The 23238-nt window shown below is 70.9% G+C and carries 19 protein-coding genes; 10 read left to right on the forward strand and 9 right to left on the reverse strand.

Translation table 11 applies throughout. The features are described 5' to 3' along the window. Positions 1-44 precede the first annotated feature (44 nt). Entirely contained in the window at positions 45-815 is a 771-nt protein-coding gene (locus ACSHV8_RS05195) for a hypothetical protein (RefSeq protein WP_436529901.1), read from the forward strand. 73 nt (positions 816-888) lie between these two features. On the opposite strand, the gene ACSHV8_RS05200 is transcribed toward ACSHV8_RS05195, so the two are convergent. The 7 genes from ACSHV8_RS05200 to ACSHV8_RS05230 form a co-directional block, all read right to left on the reverse strand. Then, positions 889-1980 carry an ABC transporter substrate-binding protein gene (locus tag ACSHV8_RS05200; protein ID WP_436529903.1) on the reverse strand — a complete coding sequence of 364 codons (1092 nt, stop codon included), beginning with the start codon at positions 1978-1980 and terminating at the stop codon, positions 889-891. A 112-nt stretch (positions 1981-2092) separates the two neighbouring features. Next, positions 2093-2848 carry an ABC transporter permease gene (locus tag ACSHV8_RS05205; RefSeq protein WP_436529905.1) on the reverse strand — a complete coding sequence of 252 codons (756 nt, stop codon included), beginning with the start codon at positions 2846-2848 and terminating at the stop codon, positions 2093-2095. Then, positions 2845-3534 (reverse strand): ABC transporter ATP-binding protein, encoded by a 690-nt coding sequence (locus tag ACSHV8_RS05210; RefSeq protein ID WP_436529907.1) that lies wholly within the window; start codon positions 3532-3534, stop codon positions 2845-2847. The genes ACSHV8_RS05205 and ACSHV8_RS05210 overlap by 4 nt, the downstream gene beginning before the upstream one ends. A gap of 65 nt (positions 3535-3599) precedes the next feature. Next, complete coding sequence (locus ACSHV8_RS05215; protein WP_436529909.1) at positions 3600-4442, reverse strand: ABC transporter permease; 843 nt, start codon at positions 4440-4442, stop codon at positions 3600-3602. After that, positions 4439-5434 (reverse strand): TIGR03842 family LLM class F420-dependent oxidoreductase, encoded by a 996-nt coding sequence (locus tag ACSHV8_RS05220; RefSeq protein ID WP_436529911.1) that lies wholly within the window; start codon positions 5432-5434, stop codon positions 4439-4441. The genes ACSHV8_RS05215 and ACSHV8_RS05220 overlap by 4 nt, the downstream gene beginning before the upstream one ends. A 12-nt stretch (positions 5435-5446) precedes the next feature. After that, the gene (gene hydA, locus ACSHV8_RS05225) at positions 5447-6847 is read right to left on the reverse strand and encodes a dihydropyrimidinase (RefSeq protein WP_436529913.1); all 1401 of its coding nucleotides are present in this window, start codon (positions 6845-6847) and stop codon (positions 5447-5449) included. Then, on the reverse strand, positions 6844-7686 hold the full coding sequence (locus ACSHV8_RS05230) for a nitrilase-related carbon-nitrogen hydrolase (RefSeq protein ID WP_436529915.1): 843 nt from the start codon (positions 7684-7686) through the stop codon (positions 6844-6846). The genes hydA and ACSHV8_RS05230 overlap by 4 nt, the downstream gene beginning before the upstream one ends. Before the next feature lie 318 nt (positions 7687-8004). Between ACSHV8_RS05230 and ACSHV8_RS05235 the strand changes: the two genes are divergently transcribed. The 7 genes from ACSHV8_RS05235 to ACSHV8_RS05265 all read left to right on the forward strand — a co-directional run bounded on the left by ACSHV8_RS05235 (position 8005) and on the right by ACSHV8_RS05265 (position 17229). Further along, the gene (locus ACSHV8_RS05235) at positions 8005-9369 is read left to right on the forward strand and encodes a PLP-dependent aminotransferase family protein (RefSeq protein WP_436529917.1); all 1365 of its coding nucleotides are present in this window, start codon (positions 8005-8007) and stop codon (positions 9367-9369) included. Between the two features lie 9 nt (positions 9370-9378). Then, entirely contained in the window at positions 9379-10674 is a 1296-nt protein-coding gene (locus ACSHV8_RS05240) for an aspartate aminotransferase family protein (RefSeq protein ID WP_436529919.1), read from the forward strand. A gap of 251 nt (positions 10675-10925) precedes the next feature. Beyond that, positions 10926-11831: a sugar phosphate isomerase/epimerase family protein gene (locus ACSHV8_RS05245; RefSeq protein ID WP_436529921.1), complete on the forward strand. Its 906-nt coding sequence runs from the start codon at positions 10926-10928 to the stop codon at positions 11829-11831. Continuing rightward, positions 11831-13903, forward strand: a complete 2073-nt coding sequence (locus tag ACSHV8_RS05250; protein ID WP_436529923.1) for a PQQ-dependent sugar dehydrogenase — start codon at positions 11831-11833, stop codon at positions 13901-13903. The genes ACSHV8_RS05245 and ACSHV8_RS05250 overlap by 1 nt, the downstream gene beginning before the upstream one ends. Positions 13904-13969: 66 nt before the next feature. Further along, positions 13970-15400 carry a hypothetical protein gene (locus tag ACSHV8_RS05255; RefSeq protein ID WP_436529925.1) on the forward strand — a complete coding sequence of 477 codons (1431 nt, stop codon included), beginning with the start codon at positions 13970-13972 and terminating at the stop codon, positions 15398-15400. Between the two features lie 193 nt (positions 15401-15593). After that, positions 15594-16907: an anion permease gene (locus ACSHV8_RS05260; protein WP_436529927.1), complete on the forward strand. Its 1314-nt coding sequence runs from the start codon at positions 15594-15596 to the stop codon at positions 16905-16907. 13 nt (positions 16908-16920) lie between these two features. Further along, positions 16921-17229 carry a hypothetical protein gene (locus ACSHV8_RS05265; RefSeq protein WP_436529929.1) on the forward strand — a complete coding sequence of 103 codons (309 nt, stop codon included), beginning with the start codon at positions 16921-16923 and terminating at the stop codon, positions 17227-17229. Positions 17230-17402: 173 nt separating this feature from the next. Here ACSHV8_RS05265 and ACSHV8_RS05270 read toward each other — a convergent pair whose 3' ends face one another. Together ACSHV8_RS05270 and ACSHV8_RS05275 are read right to left on the reverse strand one after the other, a co-directional pair. After that, on the reverse strand, positions 17403-18506 hold the full coding sequence (locus tag ACSHV8_RS05270) for a glycerophosphodiester phosphodiesterase (RefSeq protein WP_436529931.1): 1104 nt from the start codon (positions 18504-18506) through the stop codon (positions 17403-17405). A gap of 311 nt (positions 18507-18817) precedes the next feature. Next, positions 18818-21427: a hypothetical protein gene (locus tag ACSHV8_RS05275; RefSeq protein ID WP_436529933.1), complete on the reverse strand. Its 2610-nt coding sequence runs from the start codon at positions 21425-21427 to the stop codon at positions 18818-18820. Positions 21428-21483: 56 nt separating this feature from the next. Between ACSHV8_RS05275 and ACSHV8_RS05280 the strand changes: the two genes are divergently transcribed. Together ACSHV8_RS05280 and ACSHV8_RS05285 are read left to right on the forward strand one after the other, a co-directional pair. Further along, positions 21484-22584, forward strand: coding sequence for a sensor histidine kinase (locus ACSHV8_RS05280; protein ID WP_436529935.1), 1101 nt, complete (start codon positions 21484-21486; stop codon positions 22582-22584). Then, a complete protein-coding gene (locus ACSHV8_RS05285; RefSeq protein ID WP_436529937.1) occupies positions 22581-23231 on the forward strand; it encodes a response regulator in 651 nt (216 codons plus the stop codon). The genes ACSHV8_RS05280 and ACSHV8_RS05285 overlap by 4 nt, the downstream gene beginning before the upstream one ends. Positions 23232-23238: the final 7 nt, after the last annotated feature.

Raw genomic sequence — 23238 nt, forward strand, 5'->3', positions numbered from 1 at the left:
ATCACTTGTTGTTGGTTAGCGGGTGGGTCACTCTTGGTTGCGTGATGCGACAGCAGCGGCACCCAGCGTCGTGGTGGGACCAGTTCCAGCAGGCCTCGGAGAAGTTCGATCTCGGCATTCTCACCGAGGGCCTGGGCGACGAGATCGTTCCGAAGATCCCGTCGCCGCTGCTGCGCCGGGAGGCCGAGATCGCCCTCGACGTGCAGGTCCGGCACCTGAACAAGCCGGCCAGCGAGGAGCTGGCCGAGCGGGCCCGCAAGGGCGTCGAGCGGCTGATCTCCACGGTCGCCCGGCTGCAGGAGCGTTCCGGTGACGGCTTCGAGCTGCGCGAGGCGCACGCCCTGATCCACCTGTTGGAGGGCAAGACGGGCGAGGCCGCGCACGAGGCCGAGGAGTTCGTGAAGACGCAGCCGATCCTGCGCTGTTTCGTCAGCGCGCTGCGGCTGGAGCGGTTCGACACGAATCTGGCCGTCAAGCTGCTGGCCGCCGGTCAGGATCCGGCGGTGGCGCTGCACTCGGGTCAGGTGATCGGGAAGTATGCGTGGTGGCCGAGCTGGCTGCTGAAGGTCGTCACCGAGCGTGCCCTGGCCGGCCGGCTGGATCAGGAGACGGTGGCCGCCCTCGACCGGTGCGCGTACGCGGAGTTGAGCCCGGCCCAGGCCCGGATCGCCCGGCGCCTGCTCGACGGGGAGGAGGCGCTGATCGACGCCTCGGCCGTGCGCCTGGAGGGCCTGGGTGAGGCCGACTCGGCGGAGAAGCTGCGTAACGGTGATCTGACGACGGTCGCGCTGGCCGCCCGCCTGATTCCGATCTGAGCGGCCGGACGGACGTACGGGAAACCGGTGTTGACCCTGGGTCTGGTTGTGAAGAACCAGACCCAGGGACCGATCAGGCGCCGCCCTCGGTCAGGGTGACGGTGGTGGGCTGGAAGCCGGAGCCGTTGACGTCGACACCGCCCGCCTTGGCCGCCGTGATCGCCTGGTTGATGTAGTCGTTGGTGTAGGCCAGCCCCTCGGGCGCCTTCTTCAGGACGGTGTCGCCGGTCTGGTTCTTGGTGGTCTGCGAGATGTCGACGGTCTGCTTCCAGGCCGCGTCGTCGATCACGCCGATCCCGCCGGTGGACGGCCAGATCAGCTTGTTGACCTCGTTCATCTGCCACAGCTGGTGGCTCTTGCCGAGCTTGGAGCCCTTGGCGACGACCAGGTCACGGCACTTCTCGGCGTTGTCGCGGCAGAACGCCCAGCCCTTGATGGTGGCGGTCAGGAACTTCACGGTCTGCTGCTGGTAGGCCGGGTCGCTGAGCTTGTCGGTGTTGGCCCAGACGGCGTCCTGCAGCATCGACGACCCTTCGGTCTTCCAGTCGATGATCGAGAAGTCGTCGGCCGTGTAGAGCTTGCCGGTGGCCGGGTTCTTGGCCTCCAGCAGCTGGGCGTATTCGTTGTAGCTCATCGCCTGGGCGGCGTCGATCTCCTTCTTGAGCAGCGCCTGCATGTCGAATTGCTGCTGGACCAGCGTGACGTCCTTGCCCGGGTCGATCCCGGCCTTGGTCATGCCCGCGAACAGTTCGAACTCGTTGCCGAAGCCCCAGTTGCCGACCTTCTTGCCCTTGAGGTCGGCGGCGGTCTTGATGCCGCTGTCCTTCCAGGCGACCTGGTACGTGCCGGAGCGCGCGAAGATCTGCCCGACGTCGGTGATCCCGGCGCCCTGCTCGCGCGAGGCCAGGGCTTTCGGCACCCAGGCGACCGCGTAGTCGGCCTTGCCCTGCGCGAGCACGGTCTGCGGAACGATGTCCACGCCGCCTTCGAGGAGCTGCACGTCGAGGCCCTGCTCCTTGTAGAAGCCCTGGTCGACGGCGGCGATGTAGCCGGCGAACTGGGCCTGGAAGAACCACTGCAGCTGCAGCTTGATCGGGGTCAGTGCGCCGCTGGCGCCGGGGGCGGGGGTGCTGGGGGAGTCCGCGGTGCCGCACGCGGTGAGCACAAGTACAGAAGCGGCAGCAATAGAGGCAAATATCCGGTTACGTCGCATTTTGTTCTCCGAGGTGGTGATGGGCGAACGGTGAGCGAGGACGAATCAGGAGCGGGCGGGGAACTCAGGCGATCAGCCGCTGACGCCACGGCATCGCCAGACGCTCCAGCAGGAGCGTCACGAGATAGAAGGTCAGCCCCAGAAGGCAGGCCCCAAAGACAAAGGCCCAGGCGCGGGGGTACGCCGTGAAGGCCGCCGCCGACGTGATCCTCGACCCGAGCCCGTCCTGCAGCCCGCCGAAGTACTCGGCCACCACGGCCGCGATCACGGCCAGGGACGACGCCTGCCGTAGCCCGGTGAACAGGTGCGACAGCGCGCCCGGCAGCCGCACCTTGACCGCGAACGTCCAGCCGCCGGCCGCGTACGTCCGCATCAGTTCCTGGTGCACCGGGTTGACCTCGCGGAGCCCGCGCAGCGTGTTCAGGAAGACCGGGAAGAACACCACGATCGCGGTGACCAGCCGGCGCGGGATGCTGCTGGTGGTCTCGAACATGTTGTTGAGGATCGGGGCCAGCGCGATGATCGGCAGCGCGTTGATCAGGGCCGCGAACGGCACCGAGATCTCGCCGAGGGCCCGGAACCGGCTGGCCGCGAGCGCCGCCAGCACCGCGGCCAGGGTGCCGCCGATCAGGCCGGTGAGCGCGTTGGCCCCGCTGGCCAGGGCTGCGTCCCAGACGTTGCCGCGCTGCTCGACCAGTTGCGCCCAGATCGCCGAGGGGGCCGGCAGGATGAACGGCGCGACCCGGCCGAGCTTGACGAACAGCTCCCAGAGGACCAGGGCGAGGATTCCCGTGATCAGCGGCGGCAGCAGGCGCCTCATCCGCGCAGCGCCTTCCGGACCTCGGTGATCTTCTCGAAGAACGCGGGGGACTGACGGCCGGTGTCGTCCCGGGAGGGGAGGTCGACGTCGATCGACGCGGTGATCCGGCCGGGGCGGGCCGACATCACCACCACCCGGTCCGAGAGGAACACCGCTTCCGAGATCGAGTGGGTGACGAAGACCGTGCTGGTCCCGGTCGTGGCGCAGATCGACAGCAGCTCGGACTGCAGGCGTTCCCGGGTCATCTCGTCGAGCGCGCCGAACGGCTCGTCCATCAGCAGCAGCGGCGGCTGTACGGCCAGGGCGCGGGCGATGGCGACGCGCTGCTGCATGCCGCCGGAGAGCTGACCGGGGTAGTGGCCGGCGAAGTCGGCCAGCCCGACCAGGGCCAGCATCTGTTCGGCGCGGGCCTTGCGCTCGGACTTGGCGACACCGCGCAGTTCCAGGGGGAGTTCGACGTTCTTGCGGACGGTGCGCCACTCGAAGAGGCCGGCCTGCTGGAAGGCGAGACCGTAGGCCTGTTCGCGCCGGGCCTGGTCGGCCGGCTTCCCGGCGACCGTGACGGTGCCGGTCGAGGCCGGGATCAGGTCGGCGATCAGCCGCAGCAGGGTGCTCTTACCGCATCCGGACGGGCCGATCAGCGACACGAACTCGCCGTCGGCGATCGTGAGGTCGACATCGGACAACGCCCGTACCTCATCGGATCTGCCTTGATTGAAGATCTTGTTGACACTGCTGATCTCAACCGCACTCACAGGGTGACCACCTCCACGTGGCGGCGGTGGCGCATCAGCGGCACCTCCAGCAGACTGACGGCGCCCGCGACGAGCAGGCCGAGCAGCGCCGCCCCGAGCATGGCCGTGTAGACCTTGGCGGGATCCGAGGTGGCCTCCCGGGAGTACTCGATGATCAGCCGGCCGATCCCGCCCCGGGTGCCGGTCGAGATCTCGCCGACCACCGCGCCGACCACGGCCGCCGCCCCGGCCAGGCGCAGCGCCGGGAACAGGTACGGCAGCGCGGCCGGGAAGCGGAGTTTGACCAGCGTGCGCCACCAGCCGGCGGCGTAGCTGCGCATCAGCTCCTCGCCACTGGCCGACGGTGACTGCAGGCCGCGCAGCATGCCGACGGCGATCGGGAAGAACGCCAGGTACGCGGCGATCACCGCGACGGTCGCCCACGGCGGCATGATGCTGCCGCCCCAGCCGGCCACCAGCGGCGCGAGCGCCACCAGCGGCACGGTCTGGGACAGAATGACGTACGGCAGAAGCCCGCGCTCGACGATCCGGAACCGCTGCATGGCCACGGCCAGGAGCAGTCCGACCACCGCACCGGCCAGGAAACCGGCGGCCGTGATGCCGAGCGTGAACAGGCAGGCGCGCAGCACCACCAGCCACACCGGGTCACCGCCGGTCAGTTCCGGACGGCTCAGGCGTTGCGCGATGGTCCACAGGTGTGGCATCGACAGGTCGTCGGCGCGCGGCAGGACCCGTACGCCGAAGAGAACCGTGCCCTCCGGGTTGCCGACCGCCTTGTAGCCCTCCCACAGCGCCGCCGCGACGAGGAGACCGGTCAGGATCGCGAGCGCGCGCCTCATGCGAACGCCGGAATGATCTTCTCGCCGTACGCGGCGAGGGTCTCCTCTTTTCCGTCGTGCTGCAGGTAGACGCCGAACTGGTCGACGCCCAGCTGCTTGAGCTCCGCCAGGCGCTTGACGTGGTTCTCGACCGGCCCGAGCACGCAGAACCGGTCGACGATCTCGTCCGGCACGAACGTGGTGTGGCTGTTGCCGGCCCGCCCGTGCTCGGCGTAGTCGTAGCTCTGCCGCGCCTTGATGTAGTCGGTCAGCGCCTGCGGCACCGCACCGGACGATCCGTAGCGGGCCACGATGTCGGCCACATGGTTGCCGACCATGCCGCCGAACCACCGGGTCTGGTCCCGTTGATGTTCCAGGTCGTCACCGACGTAGGCCGGCGCCGCGACGCAGAACTTGATGCTGTCGGGATCCCGGCCCTTCTCGGAGGCCGCCCTGCGGACCGCCTTGATCATCCACTCGGCGATGTCCGGGTCGGCCAGCTGCAGGATGTACCCGTCGCCGACCTCGCCGGTCAGGGCCAGAGCCTTCGGCCCGTACGCCGCGACCCACACCTCCAGGCGGCTCTCGGAGGCCCAGGCCAGCTGGATCTCGTTGCCGCGGACGTTCATCTTCTCACCGTTGGCCAGGCCCTTGATCACCTGCACGCTCTCGCGCAGCTGGCCCAGGGTCTGCGGGGTGAGCCCGAGGACGCGCAGCGCCGAGTCGCCGCGGCCGATGCCGCAGACGGTCCGGTTGCCGTACATCTCGTTGAGGGTCGCGAAGGTGGAGGCGGTGACCGTCCAGTCCCGGGTGCCCGGGTTGGTCACCATCGGGCCGACCACGATCCGTTCGGTCGCGGCCAGGATCGCCGAGTAGACGACGTACGGCTCCTGCCAGAGCACGTGCGAGTCGAACGTCCAGAAGTGGCTGAACCCGGCCGCCTCGGCCTTTTTGGCCCACTCGACCAGCGCGAGGGCGGGCGGGTCGTTCTGCATCACCACACCGATGTCCATGTGCGCCCCCTCTCAGAGCAGGTAGTCGGAGAGGCCGCGCGGGACGTACTTCCCGCGGCCGGGACGGCCGGTGTACTCGCCGTCCCGGGAGATGACCTCGCCACGGGACAGGACGGTGTCGACCTTGCCGTCGATCTCCCAGCCCTCCCAGGCCGAGTAGTCCATGTTCATGTGGTGCGTCTCGACGCTGATCCGGGTCCGCCCGTTCGGGTCGTAGAGCACGATGTCGGCGTCCGAGCCGGGCGCGATGATGCCCTTCTTCGGGTACATGCCGAACATCCGGGCCGGCGTGGTCGCGATCGTCTCCACCCAGCGGGCCAGGGACAGCTTGCCGTCGACGACACCCTGGTAGAGCAGGTCCACCCGGTGCTCGACGCTGCCGATGCCGTTCGGGATCTTGGAGAAGTCGCCGATGCCCATCTCCTTCTGATCCTTCATGCAGAACGGGCAGTGGTCGGTCGACACCACCGACAGGTCGTTGGTGCGCAGGCCCTGCCACAGGTCGGCCCGGTGGCTCTCCTTACCGCTGCGCAGCGGCGTCGAGCAGACCCACTTGGCGCCGTCGAAACCGGGCGCGCCGAGCTGGTCCTCCAGGGTCAGGTACAGGTACTGCGGGCAGGTCTCGGCGAACACGTTGCGGCCCAGGTCACGGGCGTTGCGGACCTGCTCCAGGGCCTTCGACGCGCTCAGGTGCACGATGTAGAGCGGACAGTCGGCGGCGACGCTGGCCAGCCAGATGGCCCGGCTGGTGGCTTCCGCCTCCAGCTCCTGAGGGCGCGTCAGACCGTGGAAGACCGGATCCGTCTCGCCACGTTCAAGAGCCTGCTTGACCAGTACGTCGATGGCCGGACCGTTCTCGGCATGCATCATGATCATGGCGCCGTTGTCGCGCGCCTTCTGCATCGCCCGCAGGATCTGCCCGTCGTCCGAGTAGAAGACGCCCGGGTAGGCCATGAACAGCTTGAAGCTGGTGATCCCCTCGCCGGCCACGAGCTGGTCCATGGCCTTGAGCGACTCGTCGTCGACCCCACCGACGATCATGTGGAAGCCGTAGTCGATGTGGCACTGGTCGGCCGTCTTGCCGTGCCAGGCGGCCAGCCCGTCCTGCACGACCTCGCCGTACCGCTGGATGGCGAAGTCGATGATCGTGGTGGTGCCGCCGATCGCCGCCGCCCTGGTGCCGGTGTCGAACGTGTCGCTGGCCTCGGTGCCGCCGAACGGCATCTGCATGTGGGTGTGCGCGTCGATCGCGCCCGGGATCACGTACTTCCCGGTCGCGTCGATGATCTCGGGCCCGTCCGGCGCCTGGCCGGGCGCGAAGAGCGCCACGATCGTCTCGCCGTCGATCAGCACGTCGGCGAGGGACGCGCCGGTCGGCCCGACGACCGTCCCGCCCTTGATCAGAATGCTCATGGTTGCACCAGCCCGTTGTAGCTGTCGGGCCGGCGGTCGCGGTAGAACTGCCAGCGCTCGCGGACCGTCTTGAGCAGGCTCAGGTCCAGGTCACGGACGATCAGCTCGGGGTTGTGGGTGTCACCGACCTCGCCCACGAACTTGCCCTCGGGGTCGACGAAGTACGTCTGCCCGTAGAAGTCGTTGTCCCCGAGATCCTCGACGCCGACCCGGTTGATCGCGCCGATGAAGTACTCGTTGGCCACCGCGCTGGCCGGCTGCTCCAGCTGCCAGAGGTACGACGACAGGCCGCGGCTGGTGGCCGACGGGTTGAAGACGATCTGCGCGCCGTTGAGGCCGAGCGCCCGCCAGCCCTCCGGGAAATGCCGGTCGTAGCAGATGTAGACGCCGACGCGGCCGACCGCGGTGTCGAAGACCGGGTAGCCGAGGTTGCCGGGACGGAAGTAGAACTTCTCCCAGAAGCCCTTGACCTGCGGGATGTGGTTCTTGCGGTACTTGCCGAGGTAGGTGCCGTCGGCGTCCAGGACGGCGGCCGTGTTGTAGAGGACGCCCTCCTGCTCCTTCTCGTACATCGGCAGGACCATCACCATGCCGAGCTCGGCGGCGAGGGCCTGGAAACGTTCGGTCGTCGGGCCGGGGATCGACTCGGCGTACTCGTAGAACTCGGCGTCCTGGACCTGGCAGAAGTACGGCCCGTAGAACAGCTCCTGGAAGCAGATGACCTTCGCGCCCTGGGCGGCGGCCTCACGGGCATAAGCCTCGTGCGCCTTGATCATGGATTCCTTGTCGCCCGTCCAATTGGTTTGGACGAGGGCGGCGCGGACGACATCGGTCGTCATTTGCGGCCCCTCTCATAGTCGATCTTGAGCACGCGCAGTGCGCCTTGAGCGCCTGTGATCGTGTGTCTACTCCCTGCAGTATCCCCAGCGCTAGAGCTAGCTGGCTCCGCTTCGCTCCGCGGCGATCGCCTTGTAACCGATGAGGAGGCAGGCGATTTCCCGCCACCCGCAAACCCCGCGTGCGTCGAAAAATCACCTGCCGCCTCATCGGCGGCGATCGCGGGGCTTGCTTCGTTGCGCCTGATGCCGTAGGACCTTAACGACACACATTCAGGCGAACAATTGCTGATACGTAACCGATTGTTTCGGAGAGGTAATTTGCTTCCGCTGATCACCGGGGCGGTCGAGGACCGCAGCGCCCGGGGAATCGCCGCGGCCGTGAGCCGATTGATCACCGCCGGTCGATTGCCGGCGGGCGAGCGGCTGCCCACCGTGCGCGCCGTCGCCGGGTCCCTCGGCGTCAGCCCGACGACGGTCAGCGAGGCCTGGCGCAACCTCACTCTGGCCGGGGCCATTCAAACCCGGGGAAGATCCGGGACGTACGTGTCCGGGCCCGCCCCGCCGCGCTTCACCCGCCTCGGCCGCGCGCCCGTCGCCCTCGCGCTGGACCTGTCCACCGGGGTCCCCGACCCGGCCCTGCTGCCCGATCTGAGCGACGCGCTGCGCGGGATCGGCGACGGCCGGTGGGCCGGCAGCTACCTCGACGAGCCGGTGCTGCCCGGGCTGGAGGAGGTGCTGCGCGAGCGGTGGCCGTTCCCGCCCGAGCGGCTCACCGTGGTCGACGGCGCCCTGGACGCGCTGGACCGGATCGTCGCCACCACCCTGCGCTACGGCGACCACGTGCTCGTCGAGAACCCGGCCTTCCCGCCCCTGCTCGACCTGCTCCAGGCCGTCGGCGCGACGGTCATCGGGGTGCCGCTGGACGACACCGGGCTCGACCCCGAGGTGCTGCGCCAGCTGGTCGCCGAGCGCCGGCCGGCCGCCCTGTTCCTGCAGCCCCGGGCCCAGAACCCGACCGGCGCCAGCATGACCGCGAAACGGGCCGCGACGATCGCCCGGATCCTGCGGGACGCGCCGCACCTGCTCGTGGTCGAGGACGACCACGCCGGGGACATCGCCGGTGCACCACCGGTCAGCCTCGGGACGTACCTGCCCAAGCGGGTCGTGCACGTGGCCGGCTTCGCCAAGTCGCACGGGCCGGACCTGCGCCTGGCCGCGATCGGGGGACCGGCCGCGGTCGTCGAGCAGGTGATCGAGCGGCGGCTGCTCGGGCCCGGCTGGTCCAGCCGGCTCCTGCAGGCCGTCCTGCTGGACCTGCTGACCTCGGAGAAGGCCGTCGACCAGGTCGCCGCGGCCCGCCGGATCTACGCGGAGCGACGGACCGCCCTGCTCGGCGCGCTGCGGGAGCGCGGGGTGACGGCGTCCGCGGCCGACGGCATCAACCTGTGGATGTCCGTTCCTGATCAGCAGAACGCGATGGTGGCGCTGGCCGCGCACGGGATCGGGGCCGCCCCCGGAGCACCGTTCTGCGTCACCCCGCTCGGCGGCGATCACCTGCGGCTCACCGCCGGGCTGGTCGCCGGCGGACACGACGACCTGGCCGACGCGCTCGCCTCGGCCGCCTTCCAGACCAGCCGCGGCAGCGGTCCCCGAGGACGCGGCCACCCCCGAGGTCTCATGTAAGGAGCTCCGATGTCTCTTCTCGACCGTCACCGCGCTGTCATGCCGGCCTGGATGCCGGTGTACTACGGCGACGACGCGCTGGAGATCGTCTCCGGCTCCGGCCGGCGGGTCACCGACGCGAACGGGCGCTCCTATCTGGACTTCTTCGGCGGCGTGCTGACCACGATGGTCGGTTACGACATCGCCGAGATCAGCGATGCCGTACGGGAGCAGCTCGGCACCGGCGTGGCCCACACCTCGACGCTCTACCTGATCCGGCGGCAGGTCGAGCTGGCCGAGAAGATCGCCCGGGTCTCCGGCATCCCGGACGCGCGGGTCTTCCTGACCAACTCCGGTTCCGAGGCCAACGAGTGCGCGCTGCTGTTCGCCACCAACGCGCGCCGGTCCAACCAGATCCTGGCGATCAAGAACGGATACCACGGACGTACGTTCGCGACGATGGCCGTCACCGGGCACCGCGGCTGGTCGTCGAGCTCGCTCAGCCCGCTCGTCGTGCACTGGCTCGCCTCGGGCGACCGGCTGCGCGGACGCATGGCCGGGATGTCCGATCAGGATCTGCTCGACGCGGCCGTCGACGACCTGCGCGAGGTGCTCGCCACGGTCACCGCGGGTGACGTGGCCGGGCTGATCGCCGAACCGATCCAGGGTGTCGGCGGGTTCGTCCGCGGCCCCGACGGGCTCCTCGGGGCGTACCGGAAAGTCCTGGCCGAACACGGCATCCTGCTCATCGCCGACGAGGTGCAGACCGGCTGGGGCCGGACCGGCGATCACTTCTGGGGCTATCAGGCCCACGGCGTGACCCCGGACCTGATCACGTTCGCCAAGGGGATCGGCAACGGCTTCGCGCTCGGCGGCGTGGTCGGCCGGGCCGAGATCATGAACGCGGTGCCGGCGACCAGCTTCTCCACGTTCGGGGGCAACCCGATCAGCGCGGCCGCCGGGAACGCGGTCCTCGACTACGTCCTCTCGCACGACCTCCAGGAGAACGCGCGGCGGGTCGGTTCCCTGCTCCTCGACGGCTTGCGCCGGCTCTCGTACGGCGTCCTGGCCGACGTCCGGGGCCGCGGCCTGATGATCGGCCTGGAGTTCGTCCGCCCGGGCACGATCGAACCCGACCCGGTGACCACCACGCGGGTCTTCGACCTGTGCCGGGTCGGCGGGCTGCTGGTCGGCAAGGGCGGCCTCTACGGCAACGTGCTGCGGCTCGGGCCGCCGCTGACCCTGACCGAGGCCGAGGCCCGCGAGGGCCTGGCCATCCTGACCGACGCCGTCGCCACCGCCGACGCCGAGTCCCGCATCGCCTGACCCTCCCGCTCCAGCTGGTGCTGAGGGCTGCCTCGCGGGGCCCGGGACAGCCGTCAGTGCCAGCCGGCCGGCTCGCGCCGGCCGGATGCCCGCGCCGGGCCTGGTGTTCAGCGCTTTCGTGGCGGCCTCGATCAAGTTTTGTCGGCGGCTCGCGAACTTTTGCTTGTTCTGAAGAAACTTGGCTTCACTCCGGACGAAACTTCTCGGTAACGTCGCTCGCGCATATCGATTTATCGATAGAGGGGGCCGCAATGAAGCCGTCACTCAGCCGCCGCCAACTTCTCGGTGCCGCCGCCGCGGCGGGCGCCGCCACGACGATCGCCGTTCCGTCCGCCGCCACCGCCCACGGGGGCGGCGCGATCCACCGAGTTCCCCAGGACCGGATCAGCGTGCAGCTCTACACGCTGCGCGACCAGCTCGGCATCAACCTGGAGGCGAGCCTCGCCGAGCTCGCCGCGATCGGCTACACCCGGGTGGAGCACGCCGGGTTCGTCGGCCGCACCGCCGCGCAGTTCCGCGCCGCCCTGGACGCGGCCGGCATCCGCGCCACCTCCGGCCACGTCGGCATCCCGCAGCCGTTCGACGCCGCCACCTGGCAGCGCGCACTGCAGGACGCCGCCGTCGTCGGCAACAAGTTCATCGTCCACCCGTTCTTCGGGCAGGGCGCCAACGGCCCGATCCGGGACGCCGCCGTCTACCGGGCGTTCGCCCGCGACCTCAACAAGGCCGGTGAGCTGGCCCGCCGGGCCGGGCTCAGCTTCGGCTACCACAACCACCAGGCCGAGTTCCTCCGTCAGGACGGGACGAACCTGACCGGCTTCGACATCCTGACCTCCGAGACCGACCCGCGGCTGGTGCACCTCGAGGTGGACCTGTTCTGGGCGTTCCGGGGCGCGCACGACCCGGTCGACCTGATCGCCGAGCACCGCGGGCGGATCAAGCAGGTGCACGTCAAGGACCTGAACGTGGCCGGCAGTTTCGCCGACCCGGGCGACGGCCTGATCGACTTCGGCCGGATCTTCCAGCGGTCCCGCGAGGCCGGCCTGGTCGAGTACATCGTGGAACGGGACGACGCCGGGACGCCCCCGCGGACTCCGGCGGAGGCGCTGGTCACGGCTCGGCGCGGATACACGTACCTCGCGGGATTGAGATTCTGATGTCTTCTTTCACCAGGAAGCTGATCGGCATTGCCGGAGTGGCCGTGCTGGCCACCCCGGCCGTGGCCGTGGCCCACCCGGGTCACGAGTTGCCGCCCTCGTCCGATTTCCAGAAGGTCACCCTGGACGACTTCCCGGGTGAGCCGATCGCGCTCGCCGTGCTGCCCGACCGCCGGGTGCTGCACACCGCCCGCTCCGGCGAGGTGCGCATCCACGAGCCGTCGACCGGCCGCAACGTGCTCGCCGCGAAGATCCCGGTCTACCTGCACGACGAGGAGGGCGTGCAGGGCGTCGCGATCGATTCCGACTTCGAGCACAACAAATGGGTCTACATCTACTACTCGCCGGTGCTGAACACGCCGGTCGACGACCCCACCACGCCGACGGTCAACGAGGGCGACGCGCCCTCGGAGGGCACCGCGGCCGACTTCGCGCCGTTCAAGGGCGTGATGCGGCTGTCCCGGTTCAAGCTGAGCGGCAACACGCTGCGGCTGACCACCGAGCAGAAGATCATCGAGGTCGCCACCGACCGCGGCATGTGCTGCCACGTCGGCGGCAAGATCGACTTCGATCGCTCGGGGAACCTGTTCCTGTCGACCGGCGACGACACCAACCCGTTCTTCTCCAGCGGGTACGCGCCGCTCGACGAACGGGCGAACCGCAACCCGGCCTTCGACTCCCAGCGGACCGCCGGCAACACCAACGACCTGCGCGGCAAACTGCTGCGGATCAAGGTCGGCAGCCACGGCGGGTACACGATCCCGCGCGGGAACCTGTTCCGGCCGGGCACCCCGAAGACCCGGCCCGAGATCTACGCGATGGGCCTGCGCAACCCGTTCCGGTTCACCCTCGCGCCCGACTCCGACACGGTCTACCTGGCCGACTACTCGCCGGACGCGCAGGCCGCCGATCCGTTGCGCGGACCGGCCGGGCAGGGGCGCTGGATGGCCATCGACAAACCGGCCAACTACGGCTGGCCGTACTGCGTGGCGCCGGACCAGCCCTACGTCGACTACGACTTCGCCACCGGCGTCTCCGGCGCGCCGTTCAACTGCGCCGCCCCGGTCAACGAATCGCCGCACAACACCGGCCTGCGCCGTCTGCCGCCGGTGGAGAAGGCCGAGATCATTTACTCGTACGGCGCCAGCTCCGCCTGGCCTGAGCTGGGCACGGGCGGCATCGGGCCGATGGGCGGGCCGGCCTACGACTACGACGCCCGTTCGCGGTCGCGGGTCAAGTGGCCGTCCTCGTTCGACGGGCTGCCGCTGTTCGCCGAGTGGACGCGCGACTACGTCAAGGCGTTCCACCTCGACCGGCGTAACCAGGTCACGCAGATCGACCCGGTGCTGCCCGAGATCGTCTTCGACAACCCGATGGACCTGGAGTTCGGGCCGGACGGCGCGCTCTACGTCCTGGAGTACGGCGACGGCTACTTCAGCGAGAACCCGGACGCCCAGCTGGCCCGGATCGACTACGTGCGCGGCAACCGCACGCCGATCCCGCGGGCCAGCGCCAACCCCGGCAACGGGCAGGCGCCGCTGACCGTGCGGTTCTCCAGCGCCGGAACCGTGGACCCGGACGGGGACGCGCTGCGGTACGCGTGGGACTTCGACGCCGACGGGCGGGTGGACTCGACCGAGCTGAACCCGGTCCACACGTACACGGTGAACGGCAATTATCGTCCGACGCTGAAGGTCACCGACAGCACCGGGCGCTCGGCCTCGGCCGAGGTGATCCTGCCCGTCGGAACGGCGGCGCCGCAGGTCACGTTCGTGACACCGGTGGCCGGGCAGCCGTTCGCGTTCGGCCAGACGGTGAACTACGAGGTCACCGTCGCCGATGACGCGCCGGTGGACTGCGCCCGGGTCACCGTGACCTACATCCTCGGTCACGACCAGCACGGGCATCCACTGTCGACGTCGTCCGGCTGCACCGGCTCGATCACCACGTTCGTCGACGCCGGTCACGCCGGGGCCGACAACCTGACGGCGGTGTTCGTCGCGTCCTACACGGACACCGGCACACCGCCCCAGACCGGATCGGCCACGGTCGTGCTCACCCCGAGCGCCTGAGATCGCCCGTCACCGGGAGGCACCGGCCGGTGTCTCCCGGTGACATGGGCGGCTACCTTGTCCTTCATGGACGTAGGGGATCTGACCGAGACCGAACGTCTGGTCTGGGACGCGTTCGCGGCCGGGGAGCGGATCGATCTCGCCGCCCGTCCGGACCGCCGGGTCCGGGCCGAGGTGCTGCGCGCGCTGGCGCTGGGCGCGCGACCGGCCGAGCCCGGGCACCTGCCGGCCCTGCGGATCGCGGGCGCCGTGGTCACCGGGTCGCTGCGGCTCACCTACGCCGACATCGGCGTCCCGATCACCATCTGCGACTCCCGGGTCGAGGAGCCGATCCTGGTCTACGGCGCCCGGCTGCGACGACTGACCCTGCACGGCACCGAGCTGCCCGGGCTGGAGGCCCAGGGCGTCACGGTGGAGAACGGGATCGACCTGAGCAGCGCCGTCGTGACCGGCCCGATCTCCCTGGTCGGCGCCCACATCGACGGTGTCCTGCTGCTCGACGGCGCCCGGGTCACCGGCGGCCCGATCGCGCTCGACGCCACCCACCTCACGGTCGACCGGTCGATCTTGGCCCGCAAGGGCTTCGAGTGCCACGGCGAGCTGCGCCTGGGCGGGGCCGAGGTCACCGGCTCGGTCCGGTTCGACGGCGCCTTCCTGGACAACCCCGGCGAGTGGGCCGTGCAGGCACAGGGCCTGCGGGTCGGCGCGGTGCTCGACTTCTCGTCCGGGGCCCGGGTGGCCGGCGGCATCCGGCTGAGCAACGCGGTGGTCGGCAGCGTCCTGGCGCTGCGGGGCACCGTGCTGACCGATCCCCGGCACGGCGAGTCCTTCGACCTGCGCAACCTGGAGGCGGCCGAGGCGATCCTGCACTTCGGTGCGCCGGTGCCGGGCCGGGTCGACCTGCGGTATGCGCGGATCGGCCTGCTCCGCGACGAACCGTCGTCCTGGCCGGCCGAGATGAACCTGGACGGCTTCCGCTACGAGATCATCGCCGGATCGGTGCCGGTCACCGAACGTCTGCGCTGGCTGCGGCTCGACCCGGGCGGTTTCCGGCCCCAGGTCTACGGCCGGTTGGCCGCCGTCTACCAGGCCGCCGGGCGCGACGACGACGCCCGGATCGTCCGGCTGGCCGGCGAGCGCCGCCGCCGCGAGTCGCTGCCCCGGACCGGCCGGCTGTGGAGCTGGCTGCAGGACCTGACCGTCGGCTACGGCTACCGGCCCCGCCGGGCCGGCGCCTGGCTGCTCGCGCTGCTCGCCCTCGGCTGGGCCGTCTTCGCGGCCGTGCCGCCCCGGGCCGCCGAGGCACCCAAGGCGCCCGAGTTCCACGCCCTGGCCTACGCCGCCGACCTGCTGATTCCCGTGGTGGACCTGGGGCAGCAGTCGGCCTACCTGCCGGTCGGCTGGACCGCGTGGATCGCCTACCTGCTGATCGGGGCCGGACTGCTCTTCGCGACCACGGCCGCGACCGGCATCGCTCGCCGCCTCCGCCGCGACTGACCTCTTTCATGACCTCGATCACAGGTGCGTTGTCGGTCAGAGTTCATGATCCCTTGGTTGACACCAACGCTCCGTAATCATTTGATTACTCAAACGGTTGTTTTAGGAAACACGGGGTTAACGAAAGCGGAAGCTTGTACACGTTGCGTTTGCTGTCTGGCCCCAGGGTGGTCCGACCATTCACGATCAGGCCGTGACTGAAACATCCGTGATCCTCGCGCTGGTGGTCGTGACGGCACTCGCCTTCGACTTCACCAACGGGTTCCACGACACGGCCAACGCGATGGCCACCTCCATCGCCACCAAGGCCCTGCGGCCACGAACCGCTGTCGCCCTCTCCGGAATCCTGAATCTGGTCGGCGCGTTCCTCTCGGTCGAGGTCGCCCTCACCGTCACCAACGCGGTCGTGAAGATCCAGGACAAGTCCGGCGCCCCCAAGGCCGAACTGCTCGCCCACGGCGGGTCCGGGCTACTGCTGATCGTGCTCGCCGGCCTGGTCGGCGGCATCGTCTGGAACCTGCTGACCTGGCTGGTCGGCCTGCCCTCGAGCTCCTCCCACGCGCTGTTCGGCGGCCTGATCGGCGCCACGGTGGCCGGGCTCGGCTGGGCCGGGGTCAACTGGAACGGCGACGGATCCAAGCTCGACGGGGTCGTCGGCAAAGTGCTGCTGCCCGCCGTGCTGTCACCGGTCATCGCCGCCCTCGTCGCGGCCGCCGGCACCTGGCTGATCTTCAAGGTCACCAACGGGATCGCGGCCCGATTCACCGACCGCGGCTTCCGCTGGGGCCAGATCGGCTCGGCGTCACTCGTCTCGCTCGCCCACGGCACCAACGACGCGCAGAAGACCATGGGCGTCATCACGCTCGCCCTGATCGCCAGCGGCGACTGGAGCGACACCAAGAACATCCCGCTCTGGGTGAAAGTGGCCTGCGCGCTGGCCATCGCCCTCGGCACCTACCTCGGCGGCTGGCGGATCATCCGCACCCTGGGCAAGGGCCTCACCGACATCAACCCGCCGCAGGGCACCGCCGCGCAGTCCGGCGCGGCCGCGGTCATCCTGGCCTCCAGCCAGCTCGGCTTCGCGCTCTCCACCACGCACGTCGCCACCGGCTCGGTGCTCGGCTCCGGCCTCGGCCGGCCCGGCGCCACCGTGCGCTGGGCGGTCGCCGGGCGGATGGTCGCCGCCTGGCTGATCACCCTGCCCGCGGCCGGCCTGATCGGCGCGGCGATGTGGTGGATCGGACACCTGATCGGCGGCCTGGCCGGGGCGATCGTGGTGTTCCTGCTGCTGGTCGCCGCGTCCGGGGCGATGTGGCTGCGCTCGCGCACCCAGCAGGTCTCGGCCGACAACGTCAACGACGACTGGGAGGCCACGCCGTCGGCGTCGACCGCCACGGCCAGCCCGGGCGTGCTGGTCACCGCGGCGGACTCCCCGGGGCACAGCGTGGACACGACGCTCCCGGAAACAGCGGACAGCAACCCGGCCCCTGTGGCCACGGCGAACTGAGCGGGGACCAGAGATGCACAACCTCGGATTCGCGCTGGACGGCGCGTGGCGGGTCCTGCTCGCCGGACTGATCCTCGGCGCCGGGCTGCCGGTGCTGTTCGCCCTCGGCATCCGGTCGCTGGCCTGGGGTGCCGGGGAGGCCTCGGTCAACACCTCCGGCGTCACGCCGGGGACCCGGCGGCCGATCGGCACGGCGGTGGGCTACCTGCTGTTCGCGGTGGTCGTGGTGGGCGTTCTGCTCGGGCTGACCTTCATCGTGGCGTCCGGCTTCGGGAACAAGCTCAGCTTCGAACACATCTACCCGACGATCGTCCCCAAGTAGGGGGTTCGGGCCGGCGGCGTCGCGGGGCCGGGCGTCCATTGTTTGAGGCGCGGGCATCTGCCGTACCCAAATCGGCATTTGACTTTGATCGTGCGACGGCCCGGCGGCGAACCGCCGGGCCGTCTCTATGTCGGATCCCGTGGGATCCGTGGCGGACGAGGAACGCCGGGGCCTCAGGCGAGGCTGCGAGCCAGCACGCCGATGTCGGACTGGTCGGTGAACAGGCCGTCGATGCCGGTGCGGAGGAAGGTGATCTGCTCGTCGATCGCCTTGCCGTACCCGTTCGGGTCGGTGCCGACCCTCAGCTCGGCCGGGAGGAACGTGTTCTCGGCGCGGAACGTGTACGGGATGACCTTGAGGCCGGCCTTGTGCGCGTCCTTGACCAGGCTGGTCGCGGTGGCCAGGGTGCCGTCCGCGTTGCGCGGGATGATCTGGCTCTTGTCCGGGCCGAGCCCGTCCACGTACTCCGACAGCTCCTTGAGACCGGCCGGGGTCAGGTAGTCGGCGTAGGTGCGGGAGTCGTTGAACGGCGTGCCGGCCGCGCTGCTCAGGAACACCAGCGGAACCTCGACCCGGTAGTGGTCGGCCAGGTTCTTCAGGTTCTTCGCCTCGAACGACTGGATGAAGACCTTCGCGCCGCGGCGGTCCAGGCCGTTACGGCGCAGGATCTTCACCAGCGGGGTCTCCAGTTCGAGCCCGATGTTGCGGAAGAACGTGGGGTGCTTCGTCTCCGGGAAGACGCCGATGTCCCGGCCCAGCTCCTTGACCAGGCGCTTACGCAGGTCCAGCAGCTCCTGGAAGGTCGGCACCTCGAACAGGCCGTCGAACAGGGTGTTGTGCTGGCGGGTGCCCGGGATCCGCTCGACGGCCCGCAGCGTCTTCAACTCGGCCAGCGTGAAATCCTGCGTCCACCAGCCGGTGACGCTGACCCCGTCGAGAACCACCGTGCGCTTGCGGTCGGCGAACTCCGGGTGCGACGCGACGTTCGTGGTGCCGCCGATCTCCGGCTCGTGGCGGCAGACCAGGACACCGTCCTTGGTGCTGACCAGGTCCGGCTCCATGTAGTCGGCGCCCATGCGGGCGGCCAGCTCGTACGACGCCAGGGTGTGCTCGGGGCGGTAACCGGACGCGCCCCGGTGGCCGACGACCAGCGTCTGCTTCGAGGAGTGGTTGCCCGGCTTGTCGTGCGCGAACGCGGGAGAGGCGACGGCCCCACCCAGCGCCGGCGCGGCGGCGGCCACCGCGCCGAAGCGCAGCACCTGACGGCGATCTGCCACGTTCTTCCTCCACGGATTCCTGATCCCGGCCCTGGTGGCCGGGCGCTTGGCGCCGGCCTGCACGGCCGGCTTCGGCACCGGCCCGAGTGGCCGGCTTGATTTCGGCCTGGCTGGCCGGCTTTGGCTTCGGCCTGGCTGGCCGGGGTTGCCCTTCCGGCCTGGATGACCGGATTCACCGAGAGGCAGTCCAGATGACGGATTCGTCGCCCGAGCGACGATCTCGTGGCGTGTCCGCGAACGCCCGGCCAATGCTGTTCACCGGGTGTCCGACATCGGCAGGTGTATATCGGTCGGCCGGTTTGTGCGGTCGTTCAGGACATGAGGACCTCGCTCAGTCGGCGGGCCTCGCGGACCAGGCGCGAACCGTTCTTCCGGCCCGCGACGGCGGCCAGTCCCGGCAGCTCGACGTGGGCTCGGGGCCCGGTGCCGGCCGGCTCCGGCAGTCCGGCGTGGGCTCGGATCGTGGCGGCGGCCCCGGTGGCGACCTCCAGCAGGTCGGGCAGGCCGCGCGGGGCGACCGGGAGCAGGATCGGCAGCGCGGCCGCGAGCACCTCCCACACCGCGGCCGCGGCGCCGGCCCGGTGCGCGTCGGCGAGCGCGGCCGCGACCCGGGGCACCTTGATGACGGCGTCCCGGCCCAGCGCGCCCAGCTCGGCGCCGACCGCCCCGGCGAACGGCTCCGGCCGCGCGGCCAGGGTCAGGAACGCGTCGACGGCCGCGACCCGGTCCGCCTCGAAGCGGGCGGCCAGCCCGTAGACCACGGCGAGCGCCATCGCCGGGCCGAACGGGCCGCCCGCCTCGGCCAGCATCGGCAGCAGGGACGCGTCCCGGTCGTCCTGGTCGGCGAGCGCGGCCAGGTCGGGCAGCGCCCAGGCCGCGGTCACCTCCCGGTGGTGCGGCAGCGTCATGACCAGGACGTCGCGCCGGTAGCCGCCGCCGGAACCCCACTGCGGCCGCGGGGAGTGGGACAGCGTGGTCAGCGGAGCCTCCAGGACCAGGCCGGGGCCGTCCGACCGGGTGGGGTCGAGGTTCGCCATCACCCGGTCGACGGCCAGGCCCTTCTGCTGGAAGCGGGTGCTGACCGGCGCGGGCAGGCCGCCCGTGGCCAGCCACTCGGCCAGCTGGCGGCCCCGCGACGAGGTCAGACGTCCGGCCCGGGGCAGCGCCGACCGGTCGATCACGACCCGCAGCAGCGCCTGCTCGAAGTCGATCGGCCACGGCTCCCAGCCCTCCGCCTCGGCCCGGGCCAGCCGGTCGGTCAGCACCGCCGCGTCCAGGCTGCCGTCGACCCGGGTCGGCGTGGCCAGCACCAGCGGAACCGGGCCGGCCGGCCAGCGCTCGGCCGCCTCGGCCAGCCGCAGGGCCAGCACGTCGCCGGGCGTGTGGATCAGGGAGGCGTCGGTGCCGTCGTAGATCGCCGCCCAGCGGACTCGGGCCGCCATCGGGGCGTCGGCGCCGTCCAGGATCGCCCGGACCGTCTCGCCGAGGAAGACCCGTCTGGTCCAGCCGAAGCCGGTCGACAGCTGGGGCAGCACCGGCCGCAGGCCCGTGGCCAGGGCCGCCCGGTCGCCCGCGCCGAAGGTGATCAGTGCGGCCAGCACCCGCTCCCAGCCGACCGAGGTCTCCTCGTGGAGCAGCCCGATGATCTCCTCGGCCAGCTCGGCCGGGCTCCCGATGGGCGGCGGCATCGGCACCGCCTCCCCGGCGACCGCGGGCAGGACCGGGACAGCACCCCCGAGCGATGCCGCGACGGCACCTCCGAGCAGGCCTGCGGCAGAACTCCCGGGCCGGGCCGTGGCGGCGGCCCCGGGCCGGGCCGGATCGGGCGTCGTTGCCGGGGTCAGGCGGCCGATCGCCGCCCGGGCCAGCTCGCGCACATCGAGCGACGGATGCCAAAGCCCGGCCGCGACCGCCTCGGCGATCTCGGCGGCGTGGGCCGGCTCGCGCCCGGCGACCCGCTCCAACCAGGAGAGTTGGGCCTGGGCCAGGGCTTTCTCCTTACGGACGAGAACCCCCGGGCTGGCCTCCAGCAGGATCGACAGGTCGAGCCGCCCGGCGTCGTCGACCGCCCGCAGCGCCCGCTGGGCCAGGCCGGCCACCGGCGACGGCGCGCCCGGCAGCAGCAGGCCGTAGTCGACGGCGTGGCCGGCCATCTCGGCCTCGGTCGGCGCCAGCTCGTCGTGCAGCAGCGCGAAGGTCCGCAGGTAGGCCGGCTTGTCGCCGTGCCTTAGCCGGTCGATCGTCGCGTCGAGAACGGTCCCGCGGTCGAGCCGGCCCTCCGCGACCAGCCGTGCGACCGCCGGGACGAACATGGGGACGGAGCCGAAGCCCTCCCCGGCCCGCCACTCGCGCCTGAGCTCGGAGGCGAGGCCGTCGAACGCGAACACGGCGGGCAGCAGATCGTCCAGCCACGGATCGTCCCGCAGCCGGTCGGTGAGCCCGGCCCCGCCGTCGTGCAACGCCCCCAGCCAGCCGCGGAGCACGCCCTCGGTGACCGGTGGCCGGACCGCGGCCTCGTGCAGCAGGGCGGCGACGAACTGCCACTCGGTGCGTTCCGGCCCGGACGGACGGATCCGCCCGGCCAGGCGCAGGCCGAGGTCGCCGAGCCAGGGGAGCTGCCGGGCGCGGGCGATGCCGAGGAACTCGGCGATCGGGACGCCCGGCCAGTCCAGCACGCCGGGGCGGCCGATCACCGTGGCGGCCCGGGCGGCGGTCGGCTGGCAGGCGATCGCGGCCAGCGCGACGACCTGGCCCGGGCGGGGCGAATCCCACCAGTCGTCCTGCTTCAACGCCTTGACCGCGGTGGTCAGGGCGGGGGCGAACGCCAGCCGATCCGCCTCCGGCGTGGCCAGCAGTAGCGGCACCAGACCGGCCGGCCGGTCGGCGTGCTCCAGGATCAGCGCCCAGTTCAATGCGGACATGCGGCCACCCTAGATTCGGGGTCCGACAAAATCCGGGGCGCCCGTACGATCGGGGCGTGCCCGGCTCCCTGAGTTCGCTTCTGGCGGAACCGCGTCCTCCCGGCGCCCCACCGGTAGGCCCGCGGGACTGGACACTGGTCGTGGTGTGCGCGCTCACCGCCGTACTGGAAGGGGTCTTTCGTCCGGATCTTCCGGGTGGGGTGGTCGCGCCGATTCTCGCCGTGGCGCTGACTCCGGCGCTGCTGATCCGGCGTGGTCGCCCGCTGCTCGCGGTGACCGTCGCGTTCGGGGCGACGCTTGTCGCGCCGATCTTCACCGGCAACGTCCCGCCGGAGGAGTATTCGCTGGTCTACCTGCTTTTCCTGCTCTACTCGCTGTTCCGCTGGGGTTCCGGTCGCGAGGCTGCGCTGGGGCTGGCCGTGATCGTCGTCAAGCAGGTCGTGTCGTTCGGGTTCGGCCAGGTCAACGCGAGTGACACGGTGGGCGGGACGGCGCTGTCGCTCGCTGTCCTGGCGATCGGTGCCGCCGTCCGTTTCCGCGGCGGCGCCCGGGCCCGCCAACTGGAGCAGGTGCGGCTGAAGGAGCGCGAGCGTCTGGCCCGTGACCTGCACGACACGGTGGCGCACCACGTCTCCGCGATGGCCATCCGCGCGCAGGCCGGCCTGGCCACGGCCGCCGCCAATCCGGAGGCGGCGATGGATGCCCTGCGCCTGATCGAGAGCGAGGCCAAGGAGGCGCTGACCGAGATGCGTACGGTGATCCGCGCGCTGCGCACCGACGATCCGGACGCGCCGAAGCTGGCCGACCTGCCCGGTCTGTCGGCCGGCGCCGGGCCCGAGGTCGCCGTCGAGGTCGGCGATGACCTGGGCACTGTTGCTCCGGCGGTGGGCGCCGCGATCTACCGGATCGCCCAGGAGGCGGTCACCAACGCGCGGCGGCACGCTCGGGGCGCCACCCGCATCCTGGTTCGCGTGATGGCCGAAAAGGATCAGGTTCGTCTGTTGGTCACCGACGACGGTGCTCCGGCCAAGGACAAACCGATCGAGGGGTACGGCGTCAGCGGCATGCACGAGCGCGCCGAACTGCTCGGCGGCACGTGCACGGCCGGCCCGGGACCCGAGCGCGGCTGGCACGTGGAGGCGGTGCTTCCGGCGTGACCGTCCGTGTGCTGGTCGCGGACGATCAGGAGATCGTCCGTACCGGATTGGCCATGATCTTGAATGCCCATCCGGACATCCGGGTGATCGGCGAGGCCGCGAACGGTCACCAGGCGGTCGAACTGGCTCGCCGCCTGCGCCCGGACGTGTGCCTGCTGGACATCCGGATGCCCGGCGTCGACGGCATCCAGGCCACCCGTGAGCTGGCCGGACCCGGCGTGACCGACCCGATCGCGGTCGTCGTGATCACCACGTTCGATCTGGACGAGCACGTGTACGCGGCGTTGCGCGCCGGGGCCCGGGGCTTCCTGCTCAAGGAGGCGGGCTCCGAGCTGCTCGGGCAGGCCGTCCGGGCGGCCGCCGCGGGGGACGCGCTGATCGCCCCGGCGGTGACCGCGCGACTGCTGCGGGCCTTCGCGCGCGCGGGGCAGGGTGGTGTGCTGCGGCAGCCGCCGGACGGCCTGACCGAGCGGGAGGAGGAGGTGCTGATGGCCGTGGCCGCCGGGCGGACCAACAGCGAGATCGCGGCCGACCTCTACATCGGCCTCAGCACCGTGAAGTCGCACGTGGCCAGCCTGATGGCCAAGCTCAAGGCCCGGAACCGGGTCGAGATCGCCATGTGGGCATACGAGACCGGGCGGCGGTAACCGGCCG

The organism is Actinoplanes sp. HUAS TT8 (genome assembly GCF_051380535.1).
In the GTDB taxonomy this organism is placed as follows: domain Bacteria; phylum Actinomycetota; class Actinomycetes; order Mycobacteriales; family Micromonosporaceae; genus Actinoplanes.

Bases quoted from the DNA above. Each gene is read 5' to 3' on its own strand.
- ACSHV8_RS05250 (WP_436529923.1), top strand. From the start codon at position 11,831: ATGTCTTCTTTCACCAGGAAGCTGATCGGCATTGCCGGAGTGGCCGTG.
- hydA (WP_436529913.1), bottom strand. From the start codon at position 6,847: ATGAGCATTCTGATCAAGGGCGGGACGGTCGTCGGGCCGACCGGCGCG.
- ACSHV8_RS05230 (WP_436529915.1), bottom strand. From the start codon at position 7,686: ATGACGACCGATGTCGTCCGCGCCGCCCTCGTCCAAACCAATTGGACG.
- ACSHV8_RS05265 (WP_436529929.1), top strand. From the start codon at position 16,921: ATGCACAACCTCGGATTCGCGCTGGACGGCGCGTGGCGGGTCCTGCTC.
- ACSHV8_RS05255 (WP_436529925.1), top strand. From the start codon at position 13,970: ATGGACGTAGGGGATCTGACCGAGACCGAACGTCTGGTCTGGGACGCG.
- ACSHV8_RS05245 (WP_436529921.1), top strand. From the start codon at position 10,926: ATGAAGCCGTCACTCAGCCGCCGCCAACTTCTCGGTGCCGCCGCCGCG.
- ACSHV8_RS05275 (WP_436529933.1), bottom strand. From the start codon at position 21,427: ATGTCCGCATTGAACTGGGCGCTGATCCTGGAGCACGCCGACCGGCCG.
- ACSHV8_RS05205 (WP_436529905.1), bottom strand. From the start codon at position 2,848: ATGAGGCGCCTGCTGCCGCCGCTGATCACGGGAATCCTCGCCCTGGTC.
- ACSHV8_RS05195 (WP_436529901.1), top strand. From the start codon at position 45: ATGCGACAGCAGCGGCACCCAGCGTCGTGGTGGGACCAGTTCCAGCAG.
- ACSHV8_RS05215 (WP_436529909.1), bottom strand. From the start codon at position 4,442: ATGAGGCGCGCGCTCGCGATCCTGACCGGTCTCCTCGTCGCGGCGGCG.
- ACSHV8_RS05220 (WP_436529911.1), bottom strand. From the start codon at position 5,434: ATGGACATCGGTGTGGTGATGCAGAACGACCCGCCCGCCCTCGCGCTG.
- ACSHV8_RS05240 (WP_436529919.1), top strand. From the start codon at position 9,379: ATGTCTCTTCTCGACCGTCACCGCGCTGTCATGCCGGCCTGGATGCCG.